14 protein-coding genes and 4 tRNA genes are annotated in these 17436 nt (G+C 63.1%); 4 read left to right on the forward strand and 14 right to left on the reverse strand.

Going from position 1 to position 17436, the window contains the following annotated elements:
• Nucleotides 1-10: 10 nt before the first annotated feature.
• The 4 genes from leuC to BerOc1_RS01260 all read right to left on the reverse strand — a co-directional run bounded on the left by leuC (nucleotide 11) and on the right by BerOc1_RS01260 (nucleotide 4389).
• The gene (gene leuC, locus BerOc1_RS01245; protein WP_071543911.1) at nucleotides 11-1270 is read right to left on the reverse strand and encodes a 3-isopropylmalate dehydratase large subunit; all 1260 of its coding nucleotides are present in this window, start codon (nucleotides 1268-1270) and stop codon (nucleotides 11-13) included.
• A gap of 4 nt (nucleotides 1271-1274) precedes the next feature.
• A complete protein-coding gene (locus BerOc1_RS01250; protein ID WP_071543912.1) occupies nucleotides 1275-2807 on the reverse strand; it encodes a 2-isopropylmalate synthase in 1533 nt (510 codons plus the stop codon).
• Between the two features lie 139 nt (nucleotides 2808-2946).
• On the reverse strand, nucleotides 2947-3714 hold the full coding sequence (gene pssA, locus BerOc1_RS01255) for a CDP-diacylglycerol--serine O-phosphatidyltransferase (protein ID WP_071543913.1): 768 nt from the start codon (nucleotides 3712-3714) through the stop codon (nucleotides 2947-2949).
• Between the two features lie 27 nt (nucleotides 3715-3741).
• Nucleotides 3742-4389, reverse strand: coding sequence for a phosphatidylserine decarboxylase family protein (locus BerOc1_RS01260; protein WP_071543914.1), 648 nt, complete (start codon nucleotides 4387-4389; stop codon nucleotides 3742-3744).
• A gap of 107 nt (nucleotides 4390-4496) precedes the next feature.
• Here BerOc1_RS01260 and BerOc1_RS01265 point away from each other — a divergent pair, with 107 nt between their 5' ends.
• Both BerOc1_RS01265 and BerOc1_RS01270 read left to right on the forward strand, forming a co-directional pair.
• A complete protein-coding gene (locus tag BerOc1_RS01265; RefSeq protein ID WP_071543915.1) occupies nucleotides 4497-5498 on the forward strand; it encodes a metal-dependent hydrolase in 1002 nt (333 codons plus the stop codon).
• Nucleotides 5495-6361, forward strand: a complete 867-nt coding sequence (locus BerOc1_RS01270) for a DMT family transporter (RefSeq protein ID WP_071543916.1) — start codon at nucleotides 5495-5497, stop codon at nucleotides 6359-6361. The genes BerOc1_RS01265 and BerOc1_RS01270 overlap by 4 nt, the downstream gene beginning before the upstream one ends.
• Before the next feature lie 377 nt (nucleotides 6362-6738).
• Here BerOc1_RS01270 and BerOc1_RS01275 read toward each other — a convergent pair whose 3' ends face one another.
• The 5 genes from BerOc1_RS01275 to BerOc1_RS01295 form a co-directional block, all read right to left on the reverse strand.
• Nucleotides 6739-7758, reverse strand: coding sequence for a hypothetical protein (locus BerOc1_RS01275; protein ID WP_071543917.1), 1020 nt, complete (start codon nucleotides 7756-7758; stop codon nucleotides 6739-6741).
• Between the two features lie 190 nt (nucleotides 7759-7948).
• Nucleotides 7949-8023 (reverse strand) — tRNA-Gly (locus tag BerOc1_RS01280).
• Between the two features lie 62 nt (nucleotides 8024-8085).
• Nucleotides 8086-8160 (reverse strand) — tRNA-Gly (locus BerOc1_RS01285).
• A gap of 4 nt (nucleotides 8161-8164) precedes the next feature.
• Nucleotides 8165-8239: transfer RNA gene (locus BerOc1_RS01290), tRNA-Cys, on the reverse strand.
• 7 nt (nucleotides 8240-8246) lie between these two features.
• Nucleotides 8247-8321 (reverse strand) — tRNA-Gly (locus BerOc1_RS01295).
• 224 nt (nucleotides 8322-8545) lie between these two features.
• Between BerOc1_RS01295 and dksA the strand changes: the two genes are divergently transcribed.
• Nucleotides 8546-8908 carry an RNA polymerase-binding protein DksA gene (dksA, locus tag BerOc1_RS01300; protein ID WP_071543918.1) on the forward strand — a complete coding sequence of 121 codons (363 nt, stop codon included), beginning with the start codon at nucleotides 8546-8548 and terminating at the stop codon, nucleotides 8906-8908.
• A gap of 30 nt (nucleotides 8909-8938) precedes the next feature.
• On the forward strand, nucleotides 8939-10456 hold the full coding sequence (locus BerOc1_RS01305) for an NFACT RNA binding domain-containing protein (protein ID WP_071543919.1): 1518 nt from the start codon (nucleotides 8939-8941) through the stop codon (nucleotides 10454-10456).
• A 341-nt stretch (nucleotides 10457-10797) separates the two neighbouring features.
• Here the strand turns inward: BerOc1_RS01305 and BerOc1_RS01310 are convergent, their stop codons facing one another.
• The 5 genes from BerOc1_RS01310 to BerOc1_RS01330 form a co-directional block, all read right to left on the reverse strand.
• A complete protein-coding gene (locus BerOc1_RS01310) occupies nucleotides 10798-11763 on the reverse strand; it encodes a VgrG-related protein (protein WP_071543920.1) in 966 nt (321 codons plus the stop codon).
• A gap of 108 nt (nucleotides 11764-11871) precedes the next feature.
• Nucleotides 11872-12966 (reverse strand): A/G-specific adenine glycosylase, encoded by a 1095-nt coding sequence (gene mutY, locus BerOc1_RS01315; protein WP_071543921.1) that lies wholly within the window; start codon nucleotides 12964-12966, stop codon nucleotides 11872-11874.
• A 12-nt stretch (nucleotides 12967-12978) separates the two neighbouring features.
• Nucleotides 12979-13725: a 2,3-diphosphoglycerate-dependent phosphoglycerate mutase gene (gene gpmA / locus BerOc1_RS01320; protein ID WP_071543922.1), complete on the reverse strand. Its 747-nt coding sequence runs from the start codon at nucleotides 13723-13725 to the stop codon at nucleotides 12979-12981.
• Nucleotides 13726-13808: 83 nt separating this feature from the next.
• Nucleotides 13809-16466: a tetratricopeptide repeat protein gene (locus BerOc1_RS01325; RefSeq protein WP_071543923.1), complete on the reverse strand. Its 2658-nt coding sequence runs from the start codon at nucleotides 16464-16466 to the stop codon at nucleotides 13809-13811.
• 79 nt (nucleotides 16467-16545) lie between these two features.
• Complete coding sequence (locus tag BerOc1_RS01330) at nucleotides 16546-17406, reverse strand: glycosyltransferase family 2 protein (protein ID WP_071543924.1); 861 nt, start codon at nucleotides 17404-17406, stop codon at nucleotides 16546-16548.
• Nucleotides 17407-17436 lie beyond the last annotated feature (30 nt).

Here is a 17436-nt window from a genome sequence, read left to right on the forward strand (position 1 = left end):
TTGCACCCTCCTACAGCTTGGCGGGGTTGATGATCTCGCCGGCCACGGCGGAGGCGGCGGCCACGGCGGGGTTGGACAGGAAGACCTCGGACTCCAGGGAGCCCATGCGGCCCTTGAAGTTCCGGTTGGTGGTGGAGATGGCGCGCTCGCCGCCCGCCAGGATGCCCATGTGGCCGCCCAGACAGGGGCCGCAGGTGGGCGGGCCCACGATACAGCCCGCGTCCATGAATATCTCCATCAGCCCTTCCTGCATGCACGCCTTCCAGATGGACGGGGTGGCGGGCAGGATGATGCAGCGCACCTTGGGATCGACCTTGCGGCCCTTGAGCACTTCGGCGGCCTCACGCATGTCCTCGATGCGGCCGTTGGTGCAGGAGCCGATGACGGCCTGGTGGATCTTGAGCCCGGCGGTCTCGTCCACGGGCTTGACGTTGTCGGGCAGGTGCGGACAGGCCACCTGGGGGGCCATGCCGGTGACGTCGATGTCGACCACCCGCTCGTACACGGCGTCGGCGTCCGGGGTCATCAGCTCGCCGCCTTTGAACCCGGCTTTGGACGAGTAGTCCAAGGTCTTTTGGTCCACCGGGAACAGGCCGACCTTGCCGCCCGCCTCGATGGCCATGTTGGCGATGGTCATGCGGCCCTCGATGGTCATGTTGTCGACCACTTCTCCGCCGTATTCGAGCGCCTTGTACAACGCGCCGGACACGCCGAGAATACCGATCTGGTTGAGCACGAAGTCCTTTGCGCCGACGTACTTGCCGGGGGTGCCGGTCAGGTTCACGCGGATGGTCGGCGGAACCTTGAACCAGGTCTCGCCCAGCGCCATGCCCGCGCCGACGTCGGTGGAGCCCATGCCCGTGGCGAACGCGCCCAGGCCGCCGTACGTGCAGGTGTGGGAGTCCGCGCCGATGACCACGTAACCGGGGCCGACGATGCCCTTCTCGGGCAGCAGCGCGTGCTCCACGCCGACCTCGCCGCACTCGTAGTAATGGGTCACGCCCATTTCCTCGGCAAAGTCGCGGACCACCTTGACCTGCTCGGCGGAGTCGATGTCCTTGTTCGGGGTGAAGTGGTCGCAGACCAGGGAAATCTTGTCCCGGTCAAAGACTTTCTTCGCGCCCATGGCCTTGAAGGACTTGATCGCCAGGGGGGCGGTGATGTCGTTGGCAAGGACCATGTCCACCTTGCACTGGACGATCTGCCCCGCGCCGGTAACCTGCTCGTCCGTGTGGTTCTGCAGAATCTTTTCAGCTAAGGTCTGACCCATTTGTCTATTTCTCCTCTTTCGCTTTTTCCAAGCGGTTCAATGCGTTGACCATGGCCAAGGCGCTGGCCTTGACCACATCGCCGTCGTTGGCGCGGCCCACGGCCTTGACGCCGTCGTGCTCGATGCGCACGGCGACGCCGGCCAGGGCGTCGGAGCCTTCGGTCACGGCGTTGACCGTATAACTTTCAAGTTTCGGGGAAACGCCCACCAATGAGTAGATGGAGTGGAACACGGCGTCAATGGAACCTTCGCCGAAATTGCTGGTCCGCTTGACCTCGGCCTCGCCCTCGGCACCGAATTCCATGACCGTGGCCGCGTGCGGCGGCACGTCGCCGGTGCCGGAGAACACGGACATGTCCACCAACCGGAAGCGGTCCTTGCGGCGGTACACCGACTCCAGGATGAGCGCCTCCACGTCCTCGTCGAACACCTGCTCCTTCTTGTCGGCCAAATCCTTGACCGCCTTGAAGAGCACGTTGACCTGGTCCTCGTCCAGGCTGTAGCCCAGCTCCTCGGCCTTTTTGCGCACGGCGTGGGAGCCGGAGTGCTTGCCGATGACGATCTCGTTGTTGGTCAGGCCGATGGAGGCCGGAGTCATGATCTCGTATGTCAGCCGGTTCTTGAGCACGCCGTCCTGGTGCACACCGGACTCGTGGGCAAAGGCGTTGGCCCCGACAATGGCCTTGTTCGGCGGGATGGGCATGCCGATGATCTGGGACAGGCGGCGGCAGGACGGGAAGATCTGCTCGGTGACGATGCCTGTCTCGACCCCGTACAGTTCCTTGCGGGTGTTCAGGGCCATGACCACATCCTCGAGCGCCGCGTTGCCCGCGCGCTCGCCGATGCCGAGCACGGTGCACTCCACTTGGCGCGCGCCCGCCCTGATCGCGGCCAGGGAGTTGGCCACGGCCGACCCCAGGTCGTTGTGGCAATGGACCGAGATGACCGCCTTGTCCACGTTGCTCACGTTGTCCATGAGGTATTTGACCATGTCGTAGTATTCAAAGGGCTGGGTGTAGCCCACGGTGTCCGGGACGTTGACCACGTTGGCCCCGGCCTCGATGGCGGTCTCGCAAACCTTGACCAGGAAATCCCAGTCCGAGCGCGAGGCGTCCTCGGCCGAGAATTCCACGTTCTCTGTGTATTGCCGGGCATGGCGGACAGCCTTGTCGATCATGACGATGACCTCGTCACCGGTCTTGCCCAGCTTGTGCTTCATGTGGATTTCGCTGGTGGCAAGGAAGACGTGGATACGCGGATGCCTGGCCTCCTTGATGGCTTCCCAGCAGCGGTCGATGTCGCCGGTCACGGCGCGGCACAGCCCCGCGATCTGCGGTTTCTCGACGGCCGCCGCAATGGCCTGGACCGCTTCGAAGTCGCCCTGGCTGGCGATGGGAAAGCCCGCCTCGATGATGTCCACGCCCAGGGTCTCCAGCTGGCGGGCCATGCGGATCTTCTCGTCCAGGTTCATGGTCGCGCCGGGAGACTGTTCGCCGTCACGCAAGGTGGTGTCGAATACATACACTCTTTCTGCCATGGTATCCTCCAAAATGGTTCCCCGTGTGGGGGTATGTTCTAAATGTTTGACAAACGGTATGCAACCGCCAAACGCAAAACCCGCGCGGGCAGCGTGGCGATCAGGGTCAGTACGACGTACTAATATGGGATGAGGAGAGCTAGCCTAGCTCTTTCTTGGAGCTGTCCCGTAGTAGTCGCTTGCTTCTGCGGGATAGTAGGAAAAGGGTGTAGAGCGGACCGGAAACGAGGTAGCCCAGGAAAAAGACGAACCCGAGCACCTTGGGCCGGGACGCGATGAGCGAGAAGATCAGGATCGCGGTCACCATCCAGCTGAAGGGATGGGCTTTGAATGCGCTGATTTCCTTGAAGGAATAGAAGCGGATGGTGCTGACCATGAAGAAGGACAACACGTAGACCAGGACCAATGTGCCCACCGAGATCACGGAGTGCAGGTATTCCTGCGGCACGTAGTCGGTGAAGAGCACCAGAGTGGCCAGGGTGCAGGCCGCCGCCGGGATGGGCAGGCCCACGAAATGCTTCTTGGAGGTGGTCGCCGCCTGGACGTTGAACCGGGCGAGGCGCAGGGCTCCGCAGGCCATGAACAGGAAGGCGGCCATCAGGCCGAGACGGCCGAAGTCGTGCAACAGCCAGAGATAGGACATGACCGCCGGGACCACGCCGAAGGCGACCAGATCGGCCAGGGAGTCGAGCTGGACGCCGAATTCGCTCTGCGTGTTGGTGATCCGCGCCACCTTGCCGTCCAGACCGTCGAACACGCAACTCGCCAGGATGCACAGGGCGCAGGAGGCGATGTCCCCCTGGATGGCCCAGGTCAGTCCCAGAAAGCCGGTAAACAGGCTGGCCGTGGTCAGCAGGTTCGGCAGGAGGTAGACACTCTTATGTCGCGGCAAATCTTCCTCAAACATGGCGATCAGTTACTTGCATTCTCCGGATCAGGCGGGACGTTTTTCCGCCAGGACCGTCTCGCCGGCGACGGTCTTTTGACCGACGCTGACAGTTGGTACATAGCCATCCGGAATGTAAAGGTCAACTCTTGAGCCGAACTTAATCAAACCATACCGCTCGCCGCGCTTGAGTTTGTCGCCCGGTTCGGCCCAGCAGACGATGCGCCGGGCGATGAGGCCCGCGATCTGGACCATGGTGAACCGCTGGTTGCCTTTGCCGGTGACGACCACGATGTTGCGCTCGTTGTCCTCGCTGGCCTTGTCGAAGGAGGCGTTGAAGAACTTGCCCGGGATGTAGCGGATCGTCTCGACCTTGCCGCTGACCGGCATGCGGTTCACGTGCACGTTGAAGACGTTCATGAAGATGGCGATGTACTGGCGGGAATCCCCGGTCACGGGGTCCACGGCCCGGCCGACCTTGATGACCTTGCCGTCCGCCGGGGCGGAAACGGCCTCGGCGTCCTCCGGGCCGACCCGTTCGGGGTCGCGGAAGAAATGCCCGATGAAGGCGGTGGCGACGAGGCCGAGAACAGCCACGGGCCAGCAGCCGATGATGGCGAAGATCAGGGTGGTGAATGCCGCGATGACGATGTAGGGCAGCCCTTCCAGGGCGACGCCGACGGACGGTTTCAACATGGCGCGTCGAGCTCCTTTTCTGCTAAGTTTCCGCTCCTTACCCTTGGCTCCCCCAAACCGCAAGTTTGTTTTTTACAATATATTCGGCGCAAGGTATACCCCGGGTCATGGACCCGGTAACGCATCTTTCCTCGGGACTCATGGGCGGCCTGGCCGCGCGCAAGTGGTTCCCCGAAGCGAAATTCCTCGTGCCCGCCTGCATGCTCGCGGCCTGGATTCCCGACGTGGACATCTTCTTCGGCGACGGCCCGGAATTCAACCTGCTCTACCACCGGGGCATCAGCACCTCCTTTTTCGGCACCTTCCTCCTGGCGCTCACCCTGGCCGGGCTGTACAGGCTCGTCTCCCGGCGCACGCCGTTCATCAAGATCACCGCCCTGTTCTACTCGCTTTCCCTGACCCACGTCTGGCTCGACCTGATCACCACCTACGGCACCCAGATCCTGGCCCCGTTCTCCAACCGCCGCTTCGCCCTGGACGGGGCGTTCATCATCGACCCGGTCTTCACCCTGACGGCCCTTGCCCTCATCCTCGCCGCCTGGCTGATGAAAAGACACCGTCACGCCATCGCCCTGGTAGGCATGGCCTGGTTCTTCGCCTACCCCCTGGCCAACATGGGCACAGGAGCAGTACTCCAGAACGTCTACGCCCACCGCCTCGACGCCAAGGGAATCGCCTACGACCACGTCCACGTCACCCCGGACGCCCTGGCGCCCCGGTTCTGGAAGGTGGTCGTCACCGCCGGGCCTGACTACCTCCTGGACACCATGGACCTGTTCGGCGACCGCGAGCCCGCCGCCCCCCTGCGCGTCAGACGGGCGGACAAGTCGTTCCTGCGCAAGCTCGGCGAGCAGCAATCCCTGTTCGCCACCTACGCATGGTTCACCAAGTGGCCCTACGTGGAGGAGACCGCCCCCCCTCAAGGGGCCCGGTTCGTCTTCCGCGACCTGCGCTTCACCTCCACCAACCCGATCATGGCCTGGTACTACCAGGGCAAGCGCCAGCCCTTCACCCTGACCGTGCAGCTAGACAAATCGGGCAGCATCATCACCTGGTCCTTTGAAGGCGGGGTCAGTTCCCGGGCCGACGCCGAGGATCTGATACAGTGACCTGGTTCGTCCTCTCGCTGGGGGCGGCGTTCTTCATGGCCTCCAACGCCGCTCTGATGAAGCGGTTCTTCTCCGATCTCTCGGCCTGGGAGATGAGCCTCATTCCCTATTTCTACGCCCTGCCGCTCATGGTCCTGGCCCTGCCCTTTGTCGGCATCCCGGCCATCGGCCCGCGCTTTCTCCCGACCCTGGCCTGGGTCCTGCCCCTGCTCATGATCTCCATCATCCTGCACTACACGGCCATCCGCATGTCGCCCATGTCCCTGACCCTGCCTTTTCTGAGCTTCACCCCGGTCTTCGTCCTGTTCACCGGCGGGCTTATCCTGGACGAAACCCTCACCCCGCAAGGCATCATGGGCATGCTTCTGGTTGTCCTTGGCGGCTACGTGCTCAACCTCGACGCCACCCGGTACGGCTACCTGGGTCCGATCAGGGCCATCTGGAAAGAACCCGGCTCGGCCCTGATGCTCATCGTCGCCTTCATCTACGGCCTGACCTCCGTGGGCGGCAAGGTCATGATCCTCGATTCCTCGCCCCTGTTCGCGGCCGTGACCATCTTCATACTCTACGGCCTGATCCTGACCGCCATTCTGCTCATGACAGGCAAGGCGACCCTCAAAAACATCACCCGCAATCACCGGCTCGGCGCTCTGGCCGGACTGATCGTCTTTGCCGAAATGGTCTGCCACAACACGGCCATGAGTCTGGTGGCCGCGGCCTACATGATCACCATCAAACGCACCACCGGCCTCTTCTCGGTCCTCTACGGCTGGCTCCTGTTCCATGAAACCGGCATCCGCTTCCGCCTGATCGGCACCGTCATCATGACCACAGGCGCCGCCGTCATCGCTCTTTGGGGATGAGGACGCCTCCGGCGGTCGGGGGAAGGGGAGAGGGAGACCCTTTGAGGAAAGAGTTTCCCTCTCCCCTTCCCCCGACCCCCCATCCCCTCTCCCTTCCTAAACTTTTTATATGCGCATCCGCGCGTGCGGTGGGCCGAGGCAAGCCTTGCTTCTTCGCCGACGCCCGGCCGGTTGAGACTGTACGGTCGGGCAGAGACGAGAATGATTGCAACCACAATATCATCCCCCACGAAGCGGCGACAAAAAGTTTTGGAGGGTCCAGGGAACCTTTTCCAAAAGGTTCCCTGGCCGTCGGAGACGCCCGCCCGGCGAGGGCCCGCCAGAGGCGCAAAAAAAAGCCCGGCGAACCGGGCTTCATCTCATAATACTTATTAGGATTACGTCAGGTAGCGGTAGAAGTCGCTGCCGAGACGGTGCATGGGCAGGACCTTGCCCTCGAGGATGAGCCCCTGGGGGATGAACCGTTCGGTCAAGTATTCGGCCGGTGGCTGGAAGCCGTTTTCGCGGGCCAGAATGACCGAGGCGCGGGTGGCGGTGCTGTGGGCGATGAGCCCTTCGGGGAAAAACACGGCGTTGTCCAGGCTGTCGCCCACGGTATCGAGGAAGGTCTTGTACTTGTGAAAACAGTTGTCCGCGTCCAGGGACTGCTGGATGCCGGCCATGACCTCGTTGGCCACGTAGTTGACCGCCCTGCCCCGGACCATGCCGAAGGCGTTGGGCCTGCCCGGATCGGCGAGCATGACCGAGCCCGCGCCCAGCGAATGGACCAGATCGTGTGTCCGCTCCCCGGACACCGGGTCGCACTGGTAGCCCAGGGTCTGGATATCGGAGAAGCCGCTGCGCCGGGCCAGGATCTGCAAGGCCAGGAGCATGATGCCGGTCCCGGCTCCGATGTCCACGCCCACGAACGGGCCGCTGCCCGGGCAGATGTCCGCATGGGCCAGGACCGCACGCATGACATGGGCCGCGCGCGGGGCGTCGGCCAGCACGCGGAGCACCGAGGACCACATGCGCAGCCGGTTCATGACCTCGATGTCGTCGCCCGGCTCGTTCATGGACTGGTGGCGCGAAAACTGCTCGAACAGCCCGGCCAGTTCGCCGTAGGGCACGGTGTCGCGGTGGGCGTCCTCGTGTACGTAGGCGAAGAAATATTTGACGGCCACGTTGAGCAGCCGGGTGTCGGACACGGGCTCGCCGGGGTCGCACAGCCGCTCCACGTCCGAGACCAGGGCGTCGGGCGTGTAGAAATCCGGGGCGATGGCCGGGGCCGGGAGGCCGACCATGGTCGTGAAATTCCGGGCCTGCATGCCCGCCGAAGCCAGGGGCGAACCGACCATTGCGCCGGAAACGGGGCCGTGCGCCGGGTCGAAGATGTGGGGTATGCTCGTCTTGCTCATGGTTGTCCGAACGGTCGCGGTTTTGGGGAAATTGTTGCCGTCCAGCCCCGTATCTGCACGGACCATACCGGGCGCGTCCGAAAAGACGCATAAAAGTCATGTTTTCTTGATTATAAAATTATATCAATGAGATAAAAAATATGACAGACACGAAAAAGGCCGACCCCCTTGGGACCGGCCTGATCGTTTCTGGAGCGGGAAACGGGATTTGAACCCGCGACTTCAACCTTGGCAAGGTTGCACTCTACCACTGAGTTATTCCCGCGTGTCTTCGGCGGCGGGCTCCCCTAAAAAAGCCGGTCTCTCGCGGAGACCGGCTTAATTAGCTGGAGCGGGAAACGGGATTTGAACCCGCGACTTCAACCTTGGCAAGGTTGCACTCTACCACTGAGTTATTCCCGCCGAGTGGAGGCGACATCCGGATTTGAACCGGAGAATGGAGGTTTTGCAGACCTCTGCCTTACCACTTGGCTATGTCGCCGTCGTTTTGGAGCGGGAAACGGGATTTGAACCCGCGACTTCAACCTTGGCAAGGTTGCACTCTACCACTGAGTTATTCCCGCCCTCAAAAGCGAACCACTGTTTACCCGTGGCCCCGTTGGGTGTCAAGGGTATTTTAGTTTTTTTCGAAATTATGAGCTATATGAACTCCCTGGAATTTTTGGCCTAATGGAAAGACTTTACTTTTTGGGTCATTTTGGTATACCAACGCGCTTTAATTCAGTAGAAAAGGGGTTGCACCCTTAGCTCCTCAACAGACTGCTCACTCACAGAGGGGGAGGTTCATATGGAAGCGAATGACCTGAAGTACTTTAAGGAAACCCTGGACGGCATGCTCGATGACATCCTCAAGAAAAGCGAGGCGACCATCGAGGACATGACCGAATCGGGCGAAGTGTACGCCGATCCGGCGGACCGGGCCACGGCCGAAAGCGACCGCGCCTTCACACTGCGTCTGCGCGACCGCGAACGAAAGCTGATCAAGAAAATCCAGCAGGCCGTCAACCGCATCGAAGATGGCGAGTTCGGCATTTGCCAGGAATGCGGCGACGACATCTCCATCGCCCGGCTCAAGGCGCGGCCCATGACCACGCTGTGCATCAACTGCAAAAGCAAACAGGAAGAGGACGAGGCCGTACGCGGCGACTAGCCGTCCGGCTTCGCCTGGACGGAGACGGCCATGGAAGCCAATTTCTTCCGCTTCCTGAGCGCGGAACTTTCGTCCACCCTTGCCGGTCGCCGAATAGACAAGGTATTCGGCCCGGCCCCCGGCGTCTGGGTGCTGGCCATCCAGAACACGGGCGACCCCCTTCACCTGATCTTCAGGCCCGCCAAATCGGCGGGCCATTTATTTCTCTCCCCCGTCAAGCCGGTCAACCCACAGACCGCCCCGGCCATGGCCATGTGGTTCCGCAAACGGCTGCGCAACCGCAAGATCCTGGCCGCACACACGGACTGGCCCAACCTGCGCCTGGCTCTGGAACTCACTCCGCGCACCGATCCGGACGGCAAAACCTTCCTCATCCTCGACTGCCGCACCGGCATGTCCCTGGCCGACGAACTGCCCCCGACCTTCGCCCACGAGCCGGAATGGCCCGCCCTGGAGGACGTCCTGGAAGACCCGGACATCTGGCGCGAATACCCGCACATCTCCCCGCCCCTGCGCAAGGTTCTGGCCGGGCTGCCCGAAGACGACGCCCACACCCTCTATTTCCGGGTGGCCACGGCCTCGGCCGACGTCTTCCATCTCGCCCGGTCCGGCGATACATGGTCGCCGCCCACGGCCTGGCCGTCCGGCAAGGACGATGAAACCCACGTTTCGGCCCTGGACGCGGCCCGCGCCTACGGCGAACGCACCCTCTTTCCCCTGCTCGACATGGAGGAGGACAAGGCCCAGACCGTCCAGCTCAAGCGCGTGCGCAAGAAACTCAGACGCAACCTCGCCAGCCTGGACCAGGAGCAGGCGCGGCTTGAGCAGCTCGTCGCCGAACAGGTCAAGGCCGAGGCGCTCCAGGCCGAACTCTACCGGTTCAAGGACGCCGAAGGCCTCGAGTCCGTTGACGTCACCCACCCGGTGCACGGTCCCATGACCGTGCCGCTGAACCCGTTCCTCTCGCCCACCGAGAACATGACGCGCTATTTCAAGCTGGCGGCCAAGGGACAGCGCGGCTTCCCGCACATGGAGCGCCGCCGCCGCGAGCTCCTCACACAGCTCTCCAAGGCGGAAGACGGCACCCTGGAAATCCACCCCGCCGCGACCTTGCGGGGAACCCCCGAGCCCGAAGGCCCGGCCGCCCTGCCCAAACGGTTCCGGGGCCTGGCCGTGCGCCTGTTCCGCACCAGCGACGGGTTCACCGTCATCCGGGGCAAGAACAAGACCGCCAACCACCACATGCTCAGCCAGGCGGCCTCGCCCTTCGACTACTGGTTCCACGTGGAGGACGGCCCGAGCTCGCACGTCATCCTCAAACGCGACCATCCCGGCCAGGAAGTGCCCGAAACCTCCCTGATCCAGGCCGCCGTCCTCTGCGGGCTCAAGAGCTACCGCAAGGACGACGGCAAGGCCGACATCATGTACGCCCTGGTCAAGGACGTGCGCAAAGTCAAAGGGTTCAACCTCGGCCAGGTCGCCGTGGACCGCAAACTCGGCACCCTGCGCGTCGACCTCGACCCGTCGCTTGAAGAAAAGTTAGGCTAGGAATGCCTCCGGCGGCTGGGGGAAGGGGAAGGAAAACCCTTTGAAAAGGGCTTTTCCTTCCCCTTCCCCCAGACCCCCATCCTTTCCTAAACTTTCTAGCGCCGCTTCGCGGATGTGCGACAGCATCTATCCCGTTTCTATTCCTGACGATTTACCTATCCTGAAGAAACGAAAAGAAAAGGTCTTTCTTACCTCCACCCGCCACACGCGCGAATGCGCATACAAAAAGTTTGGGAGGGAAAGAGGGGATTGGGGGGTCCAGGGGGGGGAAAGGGGAGAGAGGGAACCTTTTTCTCAAAAGGTTCCCTCTCTCCCCTTTCCCCCTGGCCGCCGGAGGCATCCTAAACCATGCGGTTGACGGACATCTTTTCGAGCATGTTCAGGGCGAGTTGTTTTTCGGAATCCATGCGGTGGGCCACGCTTTTCTGGACGCGGGCGGAGGATGAGCCGAACTGATTTTTACGGGATTCGTACACGCCCTTGATGAGTTGGGCGTTGAAGTCGTCGTTCTGGCCCTTGTGCAGGAAGCGGTCGATGACCTTGTTGAAGATATTGGCCGCGCCGGTCGGACCGTGCTGGACCGAGGTGGACCAGAGGACCTCCTGGAGCGCGGGCGGCGCACTGTTGAAATCCAGGCCGGTGCGGTCGAGGATCATATTCCGGGCCGGATCATAGGTCTGGCGGGCGATGAAGTCGTGCTGGACCTGCTCGAACCCGGCCGGATCTTCGGTGGCGATGGCTTGCCAAACCGAAGGCATGCCGCCCTGCTTGGAGCCGGTGTCGGCGGGCCCGGCGTCGCGCAGCCGGTCAGCCCATTCAGGCCGGTTTTCGTCGAGATAGGACAGAAATTCGTCCATGGTGCCGGGCTTGGAGGCGATCTGGTATTTACCGTAGGAGGTCCCGCCCACGCGGTCGTAGCCGACGGCAGCCACGCCCGCCTCGCCCGATTCGAACCGGGCGGCCAGTGCGCCGGGAGTATGGGCGTTGGTTGCGGGCCGGGAGATATCCGCAGCGGGTTGCGCGTCGGTCCGGGGCCGGACAAGCGGCGCCTTGAGGCCCGCCTCGTCACGCATGATGCGGGAAAGGGCGGACAGCGCCTCGAGCATCTGGGAGTCGTTGATGATGGAGACGTCGAAGCCCCCCCCCCCTTCTCCGGACTTGTCGGCCCCGTTGCCGAAAAGTGCCTGGGCCATGCTCATCTGGTTGTCGAAGGCGGCCTTCATGGCCAGCCGTTCGCCGTCGCGGGCGGCTGGCGCATTCTGCGCCGCTTTGGGGATATCGTACCCGCCGATCTTGCCAATGGACATAAGCTGCTCCTGCGCTGAGAACGTCAAAACATTGACCCCGCAAAGGGGTGCGCAAGGAGAGAAGCAAGGGCCGTGCCTATGGACACAGCATGGCGAATTCGCTGGGAATCAGGACTTGAAAAGGTGAGAGAAGCGCATATCGGCGAGCATGCGGTCCACCAGCTTGCGGTGGCCCGAAGGCAGGGCATAATCGGACAGCTCGGCGGGACGCACGAACCCGCCCTTGACCGCCTCGTGAAAAACCGGCTCCGAGGGCTCGCCGTCGTAGCGGCACAGGAAGCAGTCCATGGTCACCCGGTACCGGGTGTAGCTGTAACGGACCACGGTGATCTTCTCCACCGGCTCCACGGCCAGCTCGACCTCTTCCAGGTATTCGCGCCTGAGAGCCTGCTCGGCGGTCTCGCCCGGCTCGACGCATCCGCCCGGGAACTCCCACAGACCGGGCCAGACGTCGTCGGGCTTGCGCTTCTGGATGAGCACCCTGCCCCGATGGACCAGAAAGCCGGTGGCCATGTCGATGCGGATGGCCTCCTTGGGCACGGGCAGGACCGGCCTCAGCGGAACCGTGCCCGATGCATACGCCCGGCAGTACGCACGCACCGGACACGCCTCGCAACGCGGGTTCTTGCGGCAGATCAGAGCCCCGAACTCCATGATCGCCTGGTTGAAGTCGCCGGGCCGGTCTTCGGGGATGAGCCGCCGGACCGCGTCTTCGACCATGTTGCGCCCTGCCCTGTCCCGAACCGGAATATCCATGTCCAGGAGCCGGGCGAAGACCCGCAGGACATTGGCGTCCACGGCCGGCTCGCGCTGCCCCAGGGCGATGGAGGCCACGGCCCCGGCCGTGTACTCGCCCACGCCGGGCAGGGAATGGATGTCCGCGAAATCGTGTGGGAATTCGCCGTTGAATTGATCCTGGATCAATACGGCCGCGCGGTGCAGGTTGCGGGCGCGGGAATAATAGCCGAGCCCCTCCCAGAGGTTGAGAACCTCTTCCTCATGGGCTTCGGCCAGTGAGCGGACGTCCGGGAACCGGTCCATCCACCGCTTGTAGTACTCCACCACCCGGTCCATCTGGGTCTGCTGGGCCATGATCTCGGAGACCCAGACCCTGTACGGGCTCGGGTCGCGCCGCCAGGGCAGGTCCCTGTGTTCGGCGTCGTACCATTGAAGCAATGCGCGGGTGAATCCGTTCCGGTCCATGACCGCTGTTGTTTACCCCCCCTTGGCCTGGTTGGCAACCGCCTCGGCGGCCTTGGCCGCGGCCTCCTGGTCGCCCAGGTAGTAGTGCCGAATGGGGGTCAGGTCGTCGTTGAGCTCGTAGACCAGGGGCAACCCCGTGGGAATGTTCAGCTTGGTGATGGCCTCGTCGGACATGTTGTCCAGGAACTTGACCAGCCCGCGCAAGGAATTGCCGTGGGCCACGATGAGGACCTTCCGCCCGGCGCGCACCTGGGGGGCGACGGCGTCGAACCAGTAGGGCATGGTCCGGTCGATGGTCAGCTTGAGGCTCTCGCAGCGCGGCAGTTCTCCGGGCGCGAGGTCCGCGTAGCGCGGGTCGTTGCCCGGGAAGCGCCCGTCGTCGGGTTCAAGCTCGGGCGGCGGAGTGTCGAAACTGCGGCGCCAGACAAAAACCTGCTCGTCGCCGTATTTCTGGGCGGTCTCGGCCTTGTTCAGCCCCTGGAGCGCGCCGTAATGGCGCTCGTTGAGCCGCCAGGTCTTGAAGACCGGCAGCCACATGAGGTCAAGTTCGTCCTGGACCAGCCACAGGGTGCGGATGGCCCGCTTGAGCAGGGAGGTGTGGGCCACGTCGAAGGTGAATCCCTCCTCCTTGAGCAGTCGCGCGCCGTCCACGGCCTCACGCACGCCCTGTTCGGTCAGGTCCACGTCGGTCCAGCCGGTAAACCGGTTTTCCAGGTTCCACTCGCTCTGCCCGTGCCGGATCAATACCAATTTATGCATGACGCCTCCCGCTTCGGATTTACTTCATCAGGCAGGAGCATAACCCGAGAACGGGATTCTTGGGAAGGGACGGCGTGAAAAGATCATCGCCGCTTGCGGGTTTTGCGCGTTTCCTTCTCGACCTGGGTGAACAGCTCCCGCTTGCGCTTGTCGAAGGTCACCGCGCTCTTGACCGCGGCCATGGCCACGCACAGGATGCTCAGGATGATGATCAGCCCCTTGGATATTTCCCAGCGCTGGCTCGGATCCTTGATGGTGTCGAGGATCATGTTGCCCTCGATGTTCTGGGTGAAATAGATGAGCGACGGCACGGCGACGAGCAACGCGCCCAGCCCGAGGAGTTCGAGCCAGATGAAATTGCGTCCGAGCATGAGGATGAACAGGGTTGAGTCGCGGATGATGCGCAGGGTGACCAGGCGGCCCTGGAGGCTGTCGATGTGTTCCTCGACCTCCTCCACGAAGCGCAGCGACTTGCGGAAGTTGTCCGCGTCGTGCAGGCGCTGGGTGCGTATCCAGTTGATCTTGTCCACGCAGTAGTTGAATTCCTTGTTGAACTCCAAAAGCAGCTTGGGAAAGGGGAACCAGGCGGCCTCGCGCTGGATGTCGCGCACCCGTTCCGCCAGGTATTCGATGTTGGCGTTGACCCGCTTGATCTCGCGCCGGACCTCGTCGTCCAGCGCGGTCTGGAACTTTTCCGTGCCCTTGAGCAGCTGGTGGTAGGCCACATAGTTGTTGGTCCGGCTGAAATTGCGCAGCCTGTCCAGTTCCTCGTTGGCCGTTTCAAAATAAGGATGGTTCTCGTCGAACCGCCTGGCGATGTCGTCGGTCAGCTCCTCCACCAGCGTACGGGTGGACTCCACCGTGGTCTCGGCCTCGTGCCACTTCTCCCACATGGCGCTCAGGAGCTGCACCCTGCCCCGGTCGAGCTCGGGGTCCACCAGGATGCGGTTGAAGATGTTCGGGTCGCGGGCCATCAGGTCGAACAGGGTATCCATGGCCTGGCCGGTGAAGCCCATCTTGACCATGCAGACGGCCTGCCGGTAGACGGGCTGGAGCCAGGTTGGCGACAGGGAATTGACCCGCTTGTAGGTGTTGATGGCATCCTTGTAGTTGCCCTCCACCTCCATGAGCCGGGCCTGAAGGAAGGCCATGCACCCCTGCTGCATGGTCGTGTAGCTCATGCGCTCGGCCTCCTGCCAATGGAACATGGCCTGATTCAGGTCGCCGCCCTCCATGTGCCAGTAGCCCCACAGGGACTGGGGCTGGTAGCTCCTCGGATACTTGACCTGGGCCTCCTTGAGCATCTTCTCCGCCTCCTCCATGGCCCCATGCTCGAGATTTTCCATGGCCTCCCAGATGTAATCCCCTTCCTGGGGAGCGAGTTGCTTGAAGCCGTCCTCCCACTCCTTGCCCCGGCTGCGCCAGACGAGCTTCAGGGTGCGCAGCTGGACCGGGGAGTTGATCTCGAAGACCGCACGGGCCAGCAGGCTCTCCAGATCGTTTCTCGACTCCATGACCCGGAGGATGGAGGAGACGAAATCATCCTTGGACACGTCCTTGTCCAGGCCGGAGAATCCGTCGGAAAAATCGTTGATGTCCGCCTTGGCCAGCAGCCGCCAGACCTGGGGCTGCGGGGTGGCGATCCGCTTGCTCGGACAATCGGCCGCCTTGTGGTTCTTGAGCCCGCAATAGAAGCATTCGTGATCCCCGTCCGAGGCCACCAGGGCGTTGGGCAGGGCCACCTGCATGGTCCCGTAGCCCGCGCCGTCGTCACCGTCCTTGAGGGCCAGGGTGCACCAGGAATCCAGATTGACCGAGCCCGCGCCGTAGCGGGCCTCGTTCATGCGGAACCAGGGCGAGAGCAGGAACCCGTCCATGAAGCGCACGTGGGGATAGTCCGGGGTGAGCCGGTTCCAGTCCAGCCCCACCTTGCGGGGCAGGTCGGCGGTGAAGTGCAGATCGCCCTGGGGCACGGCGGCCATGACCACGGGCCAGTACTTCTTGTCCGGGGCCTCCTTGTTGTGCCGAATGAGATTCATCATCTCGGTGGTGAAGCTCTTGAGCAGCCGGAAGCTTTCCAGCGGCAGGAAGAGCGCCCCCTCCTTGACGTCGGAGATGTATTTGAGCCCGAGGCGCTGGAGCAGCTCGATGACGTCGGTGGAAAAATCGCGCCAGCCCAGGATGCTCTCCTTGTCCGACATGCGCCCCAGCGGCTTGATGATGAAGAACCAGCGCAAGGTGGACTCGTAGTCCAGCCCCTGGTCCGCGACCAGCCGCAGCCACTCCACGTTGGCCAGCCCGTCCGTGCGCCCGGCCGCCTCGGTTGTCAGCCCGGCCACGGACTGGACCTGGGCCTTGAGCTTGGGGTGGACGACCACCTCGAAATCGTCGGTCGGGACCACGCTCTGGCGGTCCAGCTCCACGGACAGGGACACGGAGTATTCCATGTCGTAGCCCACCAGGAAGGTCAGGGGCACCATCTGGCAGAACACCGGCATGGGGTTGACCCTGGCCCAGACCTGGAGCCGGGCCAGGGCCCGGAAGACCTCCACGGTGTTGCAGTACCACAGGGCCTGGTCCAGATCCTTGGCCACGCACAGGGCGCCGTATTCCTGAAGGGTGCTGTCCACGGCGCTGTGCAACTTGCCCTTCCAGGCCACCCAGATGCCGAAACCGGAGGCCACCAGCCGGGACTGGTTGATGACGGGAAGGGTATCCAGGAGATTGGCTAGGGTCGGCACGGGTCCACCTCACGCCTTGCGGCGGCGTCGTTTGCAATGGAAAAGGCACGCTCGGCGGCACGGTGCCGTCCGGCATGCGCTAACTCAACGTATTCAGGGGAATTTCTTTCCCCTCGCGGACCATGCAAAACAGGGTCCAAACACGCTCGGCCTCATCCTTTTTGTCTCTCTTTTCGCACCCTTGCATGTAAATGTCGACCTTGCGGCGCAGGGAATCCAGGGCAGATTGGTGCTGCTTTTCGTCAAGTTTTCGGCTTTGCAGGATTTTTACCAGCGCACGGATGCGGTGCAGGTCGGCGCACGGCACGCACACGGACAACTGGTCCGGTCTGCCGCCGTGCTTCAGGGTCAGGGGCTCGCGGACCAGCCCCACCGGGAAGTGCAGGCAGGCGCGCAGCCACATGTCATAGTCCTCGCAGGAGGGCATGGCCGTGTCGAAGGGGCCCATGACCTCCCAGGCCGCGCGGGTGAACATGGTGCACGACGGACTGATCAGGCACATCTCCAGCGCGGCCTCGAAGAACCACCCTTCGGGCTTGGCGTACCGGACGGGCTGATTGACCCGCTTGCCGCCCCGGTACCAGATCTCCTCGGTCTGGCAGATCTCGTAACCGTGCTCGGCCATGTAGGAAAGCTGGGTTTCGAGCTTGCCGGGCAGCCACTCGTCGTCGGAGTCGAGCAGGGCCACGACCTCGCCCCGGCACTCGGCGATGCCGGTGTTGCGCGCCCCGGACACGCCCTGGTTCTCCTGGCGGAGGCAGAGGATGCGCGGGTCGTCGAACCGGGCCAGGACCGCTTCGGTGTCGTCGGTGGAGCCGTCGTCGATGATCCGGCACTCCCAGTTGGCGTAGGTCTGGGCCAGGACGGATTCGAGAGCCCTGCCGAGGTATTGGGCCCGGTTGTAGGTGGGCAGGATGATGGAGACCAGACTGTTTTTCATGTATGTGAGCCCTTGCCTTCGCCGTCGCGA

The sequence above is a fragment of the Pseudodesulfovibrio hydrargyri genome (genome assembly GCF_001874525.1).
Lineage (GTDB): Bacteria > Desulfobacterota > Desulfovibrionia > Desulfovibrionales > Desulfovibrionaceae > Pseudodesulfovibrio > Pseudodesulfovibrio hydrargyri.

Excerpts from the sequence above, each read along its gene's own strand:
- leuC (WP_071543911.1), bottom strand. The coding sequence starts at position 1,270 with ATGGGTCAGACCTTAGCTGAAAAGATTCTGCAGAACCACACGGACGAG.
- BerOc1_RS01250 (WP_071543912.1), bottom strand. The coding sequence starts at position 2,807 with ATGGCAGAAAGAGTGTATGTATTCGACACCACCTTGCGTGACGGCGAA.
- pssA (WP_071543913.1), bottom strand. The coding sequence starts at position 3,714 with ATGTTTGAGGAAGATTTGCCGCGACATAAGAGTGTCTACCTCCTGCCG.
- BerOc1_RS01260 (WP_071543914.1), bottom strand. The coding sequence starts at position 4,389 with ATGTTGAAACCGTCCGTCGGCGTCGCCCTGGAAGGGCTGCCCTACATC.
- BerOc1_RS01265 (WP_071543915.1), top strand. The coding sequence starts at position 4,497 with ATGGACCCGGTAACGCATCTTTCCTCGGGACTCATGGGCGGCCTGGCC.
- BerOc1_RS01275 (WP_071543917.1), bottom strand. The coding sequence starts at position 7,758 with ATGAGCAAGACGAGCATACCCCACATCTTCGACCCGGCGCACGGCCCC.
- dksA (WP_071543918.1), top strand. The coding sequence starts at position 8,546 with ATGGAAGCGAATGACCTGAAGTACTTTAAGGAAACCCTGGACGGCATG.
- BerOc1_RS01305 (WP_071543919.1), top strand. The coding sequence starts at position 8,939 with ATGGAAGCCAATTTCTTCCGCTTCCTGAGCGCGGAACTTTCGTCCACC.
- BerOc1_RS01310 (WP_071543920.1), bottom strand. The coding sequence starts at position 11,763 with ATGTCCATTGGCAAGATCGGCGGGTACGATATCCCCAAAGCGGCGCAG.
- mutY (WP_071543921.1), bottom strand. The coding sequence starts at position 12,966 with ATGGACCGGAACGGATTCACCCGCGCATTGCTTCAATGGTACGACGCC.
- gpmA (WP_071543922.1), bottom strand. The coding sequence starts at position 13,725 with ATGCATAAATTGGTATTGATCCGGCACGGGCAGAGCGAGTGGAACCTG.
- BerOc1_RS01330 (WP_071543924.1), bottom strand. The coding sequence starts at position 17,406 with ATGAAAAACAGTCTGGTCTCCATCATCCTGCCCACCTACAACCGGGCC.